Annotated in this window: 9 protein-coding genes; 5 read left to right on the top strand and 4 right to left on the bottom strand. The window is 69.1% G+C overall.

Annotated features, from left to right (window positions below; translation table 11 throughout):
• Positions 1–170: 170 nt before the first annotated feature.
• The 4 genes from G339_RS0131745 to G339_RS0131730 form a co-directional block, all read right to left on the bottom strand.
• Positions 171–3,965, bottom strand: a complete 3,795-nt coding sequence (locus G339_RS0131745) for a hypothetical protein (protein WP_019635093.1) — start codon at positions 3,963–3,965, stop codon at positions 171–173.
• Between the two features lie 305 nt (positions 3,966–4,270).
• Positions 4,271–4,888, bottom strand: a complete 618-nt coding sequence (locus tag G339_RS0131740; RefSeq protein WP_019635092.1) for an NUDIX domain-containing protein — start codon at positions 4,886–4,888, stop codon at positions 4,271–4,273.
• Between the two features lie 108 nt (positions 4,889–4,996).
• Positions 4,997–5,140, bottom strand: coding sequence for a hypothetical protein (locus G339_RS39265; protein WP_157408145.1), 144 nt, complete (start codon positions 5,138–5,140; stop codon positions 4,997–4,999).
• Positions 5,141–5,142: 2 nt separating this feature from the next.
• Complete coding sequence (locus tag G339_RS0131730) at positions 5,143–5,403, bottom strand: hypothetical protein (protein WP_019635090.1); 261 nt, start codon at positions 5,401–5,403, stop codon at positions 5,143–5,145.
• A 325-nt stretch (positions 5,404–5,728) separates the two neighbouring features.
• Between G339_RS0131730 and G339_RS0131725 the strand changes: the two genes are divergently transcribed.
• The 5 genes from G339_RS0131725 to G339_RS0131700 all read left to right on the top strand — a co-directional run.
• Positions 5,729–5,935 carry a DUF7970 domain-containing protein gene (locus tag G339_RS0131725; protein WP_019635089.1) on the top strand — a complete coding sequence of 69 codons (207 nt, stop codon included), beginning with the start codon at positions 5,729–5,731 and terminating at the stop codon, positions 5,933–5,935.
• Between the two features lie 98 nt (positions 5,936–6,033).
• Positions 6,034–6,219: a hypothetical protein gene (locus tag G339_RS39260; RefSeq protein WP_019635088.1), complete on the top strand. Its 186-nt coding sequence runs from the start codon at positions 6,034–6,036 to the stop codon at positions 6,217–6,219.
• A 143-nt stretch (positions 6,220–6,362) separates the two neighbouring features.
• Entirely contained in the window at positions 6,363–7,235 is an 873-nt protein-coding gene (locus G339_RS39255) for a hypothetical protein (protein WP_157408144.1), read from the top strand.
• Between the two features lie 500 nt (positions 7,236–7,735).
• Positions 7,736–7,987: a hypothetical protein gene (locus G339_RS0131705; RefSeq protein WP_019635085.1), complete on the top strand. Its 252-nt coding sequence runs from the start codon at positions 7,736–7,738 to the stop codon at positions 7,985–7,987.
• A gap of 2 nt (positions 7,988–7,989) precedes the next feature.
• Positions 7,990–9,621 (top strand): P-loop NTPase family protein (locus G339_RS0131700; protein WP_026341956.1); only part of this gene is annotated, 1,632 nt, incomplete at its 3' end.

Here is a 9,621-nt window from a genome sequence, read left to right as displayed (position 1 = left end):
CCCCTACCTTTTCCGCTACTGCGCGCGTTGATCCCCATTTCTCGATCATCGCTTCGGTAGCCGCCGCAGTATCGGCCGCTTGCTTTTCGTGAGTGCTGTAGGCCCGGCCGGTGAGCGCCTGCCATATAGCGTGCCCGAGGTCTTTGGTCGCCTTTCCTCTGATCTGCATTTCATGCCTTCCGGGGGTTTCCACGGACGTCGGAAGCGAGGAATTCCGGCATCGTGAGGACGTTTTCCGGCTTCACCGTCCATTCCCCAAGCTTGGGAATGTCGCCGGTCTTAGGGAGTTTCCAGCTCTTTATTTCGCCGTTCTCTTCCCAGGTCGGGACTTCCCGGGCCGCGTCGGTCGAGTTCGCCGCGTAGTACACGCAGTCGTGGTTGATGCGCACGGGCCACCGTCCGGTTTCGGTGCCGACCTTTGCGACCTTCCGCAGAAGGGTGGCTCTCGCGGTGCCGATGATCAGGTCTGACCAGTCCGGCCGCCGAACGTAGGCGGTGCCGTGCCTCAGCATCCCGACGCCTTCGCTGAAGGTCGCCTTGATCGCGGCTCTGACAGCCGCTTCGTCCGCGTCGGGAGTCGCCGGGTCGATCGCGGCGAGCGCGTCCCGGATCTTCTCTGCGACTCCGGGTGAGCCATGAAGGAGACGGCCCCCACGGGGCAGCTCCCGGCCGCGCTCGTCCTGGCGGACGCTCGGCAGCCATGCGTCCGTGATCATCTCTTCGGGCATCCCGTGCTCGATGAGGTGAGCCACGGTCGGGGTCGTGAGCCAATGCGGCCCACCGTCCCCTCCCCGGCCGGTCAGATCAGGGAGTAGGTCGAACGGCCGCCAGGCCCCCGACACCTGCCAGTAGCCGGGGGCGGACGCGTCGAACCCGACCGGAACGCCGGTGTGGGTGAGGGTGTCCCACGGCAGAACGGCCATGACCATAGCGCTGAGGAACTGACTCACCGCGTCGAACCCGACCACGTACGGCATCGCGCGCTCGTCCGCCGACAGACGGTCGAGAGGCCGATCCCACACGCACGCGTGTTCCTGGACACCAGAGGCAGGGGAGTCGCCCCCGTCCCACTTCATCCGGGCCGACCGGCGGGCCCTCCGGCCGGTCCGCTCCCGGTTCGGCCCGAGTGCGTCCCGCATCATGTTCACGCCGCTCGTGCCGGAGGTCATCACGAAGTTGACCCCGGTGAGCTGCCGGTACCGCGACAACAGGTAAGCGGCCGTGAGCGCGTCATGGTGAGCGAGGATGTAGGGCTTGCCAGACACCCGCATCTTTCTCGGGTCGATCCATTCGGGGACCACGATCACGATCGACGGCCTGTCGGGGCCGTGCCAGGCGGTCCACGCGCCGATCCCGGCTGCGCTCGGCTGCCACCCGGCCCCGGCCGCTTCGGTCACCGCGCGGCACTCCTGGCGGCTCTTGGCGCTCTTGCTCGGCGTCTTGGCCTGCACTCCGGGCCGCGCGTTCACGGGTTTGTCCGGGTACCCGAGCCGGGCCGCCGCGCCTGCGTCGATCGCGATCGTCCCGCCGGAGGGCATCCGTTCGGAAACGGCCGCTAGCAGCGCGGGAAGCGAGTCGTACCCGCCGTCTTCGACGTCGGCCCCGGCCGGGCCGACCCACGTCACTCCGTGCTCGGTGGCTCCGGCCGCCAGGACGGGCCCCCCGGGCGGAGCGTCAATAGCGGCGCGGGCCGTGCCACCTGCGCGAACGTCAGCCGCGGGCCCGGCCGGCGAACTACTGGGCACCACGGGTGACGTGGACGTTTGCTTATTGGACGGGTTCGGGGTTGTCGCAGTCGTCACGGAGGTCTCCGCATCCGCACCGGCAGAGCCGGACATCGCTGCGTTCCCAGCGGGGCCGCTCGCCGAGGTTGCGGGCAAGCTTGTCGATGCTGTCCAGAGAGTCGGACATTCGGTGTTCTCCTTCGTCGGTTGTTCCGCTGTTCCATGAGGGCCGCCGTCGTCCTGGCCGTGCGGGACCGCGTCGTTCGGGCCGCTGTCGCCTGCGTCGTCGGCAAGGTCGGGCCAGATCACCGTTTCGGGGATCACGAGATACCAGTGCTGGACGCCGTTGATCGTCACGCGCTTGACCGGCCGGGCCGACCCGGGGACGAGCGCTCCGGCCCGTCGCAGCGCCTTCCCGATCGACGTTGCGGTGTATCCGGCGGTCCTTCCGTCGCCGGACGCGCGGGCCAGGTCGTACAGCGCTGACGGCCGCACGGCCACGCCTCCGTAGGCCGGGACGTAGTGGAACGCCACGCCCTGGCCTTCGTACTCGGCCATGCCGATCTGCCTGAGCCCGGCCGCCTGAGCCGTGAGCCCTGCCGGGAGGTAGGTCGTGCCGGTCGTCCCGTCCGGGCCGGTGAGGAACGCTCGGCGCGACAGGAAGCCGTGCCGGATGACGTCCCCGATCGCGGTCTTGAGATCGTCGGTGGCTTCCCTGCGGTCTTCCATCGTGTCTCCCTGGACAGCCAGGGACCGCGCCAGCGGGCTGGCCACGACGTCCAGCAGCGCGCGGCGCTCGACTCCGGCCGCGTCCGCGACGAGGGCTAGGCCCCCGAGCATGGCCCCGGCCATCTCGACCACTCCGACCATGCCGGTCTCGGAGTCGGCCCACCCGGGAATCTCGCGGTCCGCGTGCTCGCTCAGGACCGCGCGGCCGGTCGCATCGGCGTCCGTCAGCAGCGCGGCCGGGTCCTCGGCGTCCGCCAGGCGCTCAATGATGCGGTCCCCGATCGCGCGCAGGCCCGGCGCGATCACGCGGGCCATGTCCCCGGGGCCGTCGTCGGTGATGGTGTTGATCTGCTTCCACCACCGCCAATTGCAGTCACCCGGGACGAGGCTCAGGACCACGGCGCGGCGGTACAAACTCGCTTGCATCTGCGGGGGAAGGGACTGCGCGGTCAGCACGGGGATCGTGCGGACGGCCCGGACCGCCTGCGGGGTGATCCCGTCCCGCTTGCGGCGGCCCCGCATCGGGCCCCCGTTGCCCACGGCCCGGATGATCCGTTCAAGCTTCGCCACCGCGTCCCGCTGGACGAGGACCGGCGCGTCCAGGGTCAGCGCGAGATCGTCCAGAAGGCTCGGCATGTCGGCTTCAAAGTCGATCTTCGCTTCGATGTCGGTGACGGTGTCCTCCGACATCTTCGCCGTGACCGGCGGAGGGTACTTCACCGTTCCATCCCCGGCCAGGGGCGTCATGACCAGCAGACGGCCCGCGTACCCGAACATCGTCTTGCCCGAGTTCTGGTCTCCCACGGCCAGCAGAGCGGCCGGGACGGGCCGGAGCGTCTGCCCGAGACTGCGGGCACCTACCCCGATGCCGAAGACCGGGGCCCATCCGGCGTTCTTCACCACCTGCGCGAGCACGTCCGCGACGGTGTGCCCTTCGGGCAGCTCGACCGGGCCCGCCGCCGCCTCGAGTTCCGGCGGGGCACCCACGACGTCCACCTCGGGGCCGGACGGCCGGGCCCGGCCGTCCGCCGAGACGTACACCTGGTCATCACCCACGGTGTGCCAACCGGTCCGCGTGACCGCCAGCGTGAGCGGCAGGCGTTCGGCCTGGTCAAGCACGATGTTCGTGAGGACTTCCCGCCAGGTGCGAAAGCCGAGGCCAGGGGCGCGAAACCGCTCGCGCCAGGCGTCCCCGGCCATGAGTTCGCGGTGGGAGATCGTCGCTTGCTGGTCTTTGACGGTCACGCGGTAGTACCACGTGTCCACTTCGCCGTTGGGCCGCAACGTGATCAGGCCCCGGGTTACCTCGGGGCACCATTCCAGGACGGTCCGGAATTCCAGCTTCGTCGGTGCCGCCTGGGCGGGTTCCTCACCCTTCTTGCCCGTGGGCTTGGGCGGCCGGGTCTCTTCGACCTTGAACACCTTGCCGGGCTTGACCTGGTAAGCCCACCCCGGCGAGCCCGGGACAAGCTCACGATCCCGGCGAAGCGGATGAACGGTCCCCGCCGTCATCGGGCCGATCCTGGACGGATCGGCGCGGGCACTGGAGACGGGACGGCATGAGTCACGTAGACTCTCCCTTGTGCGTGAGGGTCCCTGTTGGGTCTGAACCGGGTGCGAACCGGTCCAGCAGGGGCCCTTCGGTTTTTCAGTTGACGAGTTGCGAGGCTACGCCCGCAGACCATGCGCCGCGTGAGATCCCGGCCGCGTGTCGTGAACCCTGCAACGTTCGGTGCCACAACTTCCTCTTGATCCTGGTGTGACTCGCAGATGAGAAAACGGCCCCGGCCGCTTCGAGCGGCCGGGGCCTTGCTATGTCAGCCCAGAACGCCCCTGAGCATGTCCACGTGCGCGGGGAACACGACACCCCAGAACCGACCGGCCAGGTCCGTCTTCAGCTCTTCGAAGCTGTCCGCGCGGACCCACCCGGCGCGTTCGGCGTCGTCGGCCCCGGCGACTTCCGGGAAGTCGTTGTGGTCCCGGACGCCGAGGTCCGCGACGCACAGGACCGTGACCATCCATGCCTCATCCGACGCGCGGGGGTCGGGCACGTAGCGCGGAGGGGTCGAGGTCCAGCGAGCGCCAGGGAGCGCCAGGCAGGTTTCCTCTTCCAGTTCCCGGACGGCCGCCTGCATCGCGGTCTCGCCCGGATCGACCTTCCCGCCGGGGATGGCCCACCCGTGCCCGTCGCCCCTCTGGATCATGAGCACCCAGCGGTGCCCGTGCGGGTCGGTCAGGGTGACCAGCGCGTCCGCCGCGAGCTGTTCGCCCCAGTGCTTCATCTCGTTCCGGCCGTGGCGGACGCCGGTCGGGCCGTGCGGGTTGACGGGACGACCGGCGATCACCTCGAAGGGGATCGCGGCGCGAGCCTGCCGGGCCGGCCAGTCGATCCGGGTCGGGTCGGTCTCCGGCTCGGGCCCGTTCTTCTTCGTCATGTCGTTCCTTCCGAGGGGGGCGGCCCCTCCGCCGGGGTGCTGCGGAGGGGCCGCCGGTTCATGGGGTGTTGAGGGCGACGGCCGCGAGCGCCTGCGCGGTCACGACCGTCATCGCTCGCCGCGCTCCCGGGCGCGAGCCTCGCGGCGCCGCTCCTGCTCACGCGCGTTCGCGTTCAGGCGCGCGAGTTCGGCGCGCGTGTACGCGTCGTAGTCATCGCGCTTCGGGTCCGGCGGGGGCGTCTTCTGCGCCACGATCAACGACCCCCCGCAGGACGACGGACCATCTCGCGCAGCGAGTCCGCCGTGTCCGTCCGGGCCTTCTGGCACCACACCACGACCCGGCCGCCGCGCCGCGTGGCCTGGCCGTCCAGCACACCGCCGAGGTAGAGCGCGACGCAGCACACGGGCACGGTCACGACCGGCGGGAGCGCGTAGAGCGCTCCGGCGACGATGCCGACGCTCAGGGCCGTGATCGCGGTCTTGACCCCGTCCCGGCGGGTGTACCGGGCGCTCACGCCGGGCCCCCCGAGTGGATCTCGGTCTCGGTCTTCGCCATGATGGGAAGACCTCCCTTCTTGGGAGTGGCGGCCCCGCCGGGTCATGTCTGTCCAGGACTCCCGGCGGGGCCTTCTTCTGTTTCAGTGGTCAGGCACTTGGCGGCATGATCCACTGCACATACGTTGGCAGTGGTGACACCTCGTGTCATCACGCACAGCGCCTAACCACCAACCACGATGACAGCCAAGACAGGTCTTGGCAAGAGCGCGCATTCCTGTCACGATGACTTTTATGACAGCCGTGACAGGGGTACCCGCGCCTCCCAGCGAACGGAGACGCCCGATGGCCCAGAAGCCGCCCGCCCGACTGCTCGTGTCGGATGAAGTCCTCGCGGAGGTTGACACCCGGCGCATCGAGGTCGTGATCGAAACGCGCCGCGAGTGGACGAAGAAAGCCGTCAACGACGCGATCGTCCGCATCGGACTTCAGCACCTTGACGAAGTGGCCGCCCTCCTGACCAGGGATGAGGACGCTCCCAATGACGAGTGAGATTGACCAGAGGCCGGCGGCGGTATCGTCCGCAGCACCGGCGAACGCGGGAGACGTTCCCGCTGAACCCACACCCGGACAGGGAAGGACCCCCCTCGATGCTGTACCGCCTCGTGATGACCGTCCTCGTCCTCCTGGCGCTCACACCGGCCCTCGCGGCGGCGCGCATGGTTACGGAGGGGGCCCCCGGGTGGGTGACCCTGACCGCTTCCGTCCTCGTCCCGGCCGGGACGCTCGTGATCGGTCTGGGTCTCGCCCGCTGGCACAACACGCGGAGGGCATGACCGCAGGGGGCGACGCGGTTCGGTGGCCGCGCCGCTGGCCCCTCGTCCTCCTGGCGCTCCCGGCCGGAGTCGCCACGTGGTCCGGCTGGGTCGGGCTCGGAGAGCTGACCGGTTTCGGGCCCGTCAAGCCCCTCCCTGGAATCGTGGACACGCTGACGATCAACAGCGCGATCACGCTTCCGGTGGGGGTCGAGGCATACGCGGCCCTGGCCATGTCGGCATGGCTCACTTCGGCCCCCGTGAAGGACTCGACCCGCGCGTTCGCTCGGGCCTCCGCTATCGGAGCCCTCGGACTCGGCATGGTGGGCCAGGTCGTCTATCACCTCCTTGAGGTGAACAAGGCGAAGGCGGCCCCGTGGTGGGTCGTGATCTTCGTGTCGTGTCTGCCCGTGCTCGTCCTCGGGCTCGGGGCCGGACTCGCCCACATGATCCACCGCGACCGGACGAGCGCCGCAGAGACGCAGGGACGTCCCGACGCCTGGACGTCAAACCCTCCGGCGGACAGCGCGGCGATCCCCCCCGCCTCGATGACGCCTCTTCTCAGCGATCCCCCTGCACTCGCTGGTCTTGACGTGCCCCCGGATCATTCGGCCGCCGATGAACCGGGAAGGACGTCGGGACGTCTGGACGTCCCGACGTCAACCGAAGAAGTGATCCCCCCTCCGCTGGCACCGTCTGGAAACGCGGGCCGGGACGAACCCGCCGACGACGATGACCCGGACCCGGACCCCGGCGGTCCCTCACAGAGCCGCAGGGCCGACAACGACGTCCCCGCGGATCTCCGGGAGGAAGGCGAGCGCCTGGCGGCCCTGCGGTCCGATGCGGCGCGCGTCAGAGCGGCCCTCGCCGTGCTGGGGATGCAGGCCGGCCCGGCGGATGTCCGGGCCTGGCTCGGCGCACGCAACGTGACGATGAACGACGACTACATCCGGACCGCGATCAAGCGGGCCCGCAAAGCGGCCCGCGATGACGAGCGACCCGCGCTGTCCCTGGTGAAGGAAGAGGCTCAGGCATGAGCCACCTGGAAGGCGCTCCCTGAGCAAGTACGGGACGGGCCGCGCCCTCGATTCCAGCCGAAGCGCGGCCCGTCTGCCGATCGCAACTCAGAAGAGAGATCAGCAATGGACATCCTGTCAGTAGGCATGACCGTCTTCGGTGCGTTCGGTGCCGGTGTGACCGTGGGTGCGTTGGCGTTCTCGCCGCGCCTCGTCACGTGGTCCGGCTCGTCCGGCCGGGCTGAACGCAGCGACCCGGCCCCCACCGTGTACGTGATCCCGGGTGAGCCGGGGGCCCCGGTCGGTCCCGGCTTCATCCCGGGTCACTACCTCGGGAGCGCTGCGGGCATGATCCCGGTCGTTGCTGTGCCCGCGCATGAGTTCGGCGGTACGTCCCGGGAGCAGATCCCGGGACGTCCGCCCGGGAACGACCGTGACTCTGACCTCGGTCAGGGCCTACCGTCGATCATGTCCCCGGGTCCGCGTCCCTCTGCCCCCGGGACGCTGGAAGAGGGTCAGCGATGACGACGAAGAACACCCCGGCCGCCGTCGCGTTCGCCGTGGCGGTGTGCGTGGCCGTGGCCCTTCCCCAGTTCGCCGGCGGCCCGGCACGGGTGGCGGCCGGACTCGTCTACATGCTGGCCGGTGTGCTGCTGTTCGCAGCTCCCCGGCCGCGCGCCGCGCGCATCATCGTCAGCGCTCCCCACCCCGACACCGTGATCAACCGCCGTGAGGCCGTGAGTGGCCCTCTGAGCCGATGGGAGGACCGATAGGCATGAGCACCCTCTTCGACGTCGTTCGTGCGTTCCTGCGCGGGCTCAGCGCCACCTACTCCGCGTTCGCGGACGCCGGGCTTGAGTGGCTGCCGTGGGCACTGCTCATGGCGTTCGCCGTGGCGTTCGGCACCTGGCGCGTCCGGCGACACCTGGCCAAGGCCCAGTTCAAGGCCGGGGATCAAGTGCTCGGCGCGAGCACTGGCCGGGACCACGCAGGGGCGACTCTGTGGCGCTCGGCTCACAGCGCTGACCGTCGGCCCGGCGGTCTCTCCCCGTTCTATGGTCGGCCCGCCGTCCTGCGGGCCACGCCCTACCCGGCCGCCGTCGTGCTGCTGTGGATCGCGGTAGAGGCCCGCGTCCTGTTCGTCATGCTCGCTGCGGGCAGCTCGGTCTACCTCGTCCGGGCCGTCTGGCGGACTGGCTCCGCGCTCGGCCACCGTCGCCGGGTCGTCGGGCCGATGACCAAGGCTCTGGGGCCCGTGCTCGGAGTCGAGCCGGACAAGATCCTCGAGGGGATCGTGGTGCCGAAGGACGCGGGCACCAACCCGTCCACGCAGGTGGTCATCCCGCTCCCTGAGCATCACCGCACGATGATGTTCCCAGAGGTCGTCCGAGTCGCGAGCGAGCGCATCGGGGGCGAGTGGAAGACCTCCCGCAACGACCAAGCCCCATACTTCCTCACCCTGAGTCACAAGCCGTCCCCCCCGAAGTACGTCGCGTTCGAAGACGTCGCCGATCTCCTGATCCAGGGCGACATGTGGCACCCGCTAATCGGGCTCGGCACAGAACGCGAAATCAGGCGACTCGACTTCTCCGGCCAGGTCGTACACCTGGCGCTGGCAGCCGGTACCGGCGCAGGAAAGAGCACTGTTAACCGGCTGCTGTTGACGCAGTTGGCCGTTCATGGCGTCCCCACGATGATCGGAATTGACGTCAAGGGCGACTCATTCGAGGGGTCCGAGCACATCCCCGGGTTCTACCTCTACAACGATATTGGCGGAATCCGCACTCTCGATGGAATACCGAGGATGTGGAACGCAGTCGCCAAGGTCGTCAACGAACTCGATGCCCGCAGGCTCGGCAAGCGCGGTCCCAAAGAAGGATGGGACCCGATTTATCTGTTCCTCGAAGAGCAGAACGAGTTTGCGGAAATGAGCATGACCTATTGGGATCTCGTCCGCGAAAAGAGCGATTCCAAGACTCCGCCCGTGTTCCGGGACATCCGCACTATCGCGTTCATGGGACGATCGTTCGGTATCCGCATGGTGTGGGCCGGTCAGGACATGACAGCCGATGCTCTCGGGGGCGGCAACCTCGGAAAGGGCGGAAGCGTCCGGAGCATGTTCGGAAACAAGCTTCTGGCGCGATTCCAGCCGTCCCACTATGACAAGCTCGTCGGCACTCGGCCCCGCGCGGCATCGTCCGACATCCCTGGCCGCTGGGTACTCGTTCAGCATTCTGGAACGCCTATGGCCGTACAGATCCCCGACTTCCGGCCCGAGCACTCGGCCGCGCTGCTCAGGCACGCGGGGATTGAGCTGGACGTGTCCCCGGACGCTGTCCCCGTGGTGGGTGTCAGTCCTACTCACCAGCTCCCGGCCTCGTTCGGGGACACGGGGACGGGGGACAGT

The sequence above is a fragment of the Actinomadura atramentaria DSM 43919 genome (assembly GCF_000381885.1).
Lineage (GTDB): Bacteria > Actinomycetota > Actinomycetes > Streptosporangiales > Streptosporangiaceae > Spirillospora > Spirillospora atramentaria.
The sequence above is the reverse complement of the archived record's forward strand: the minus strand, read 5'-3'. Positions and strand labels throughout refer to the sequence as shown.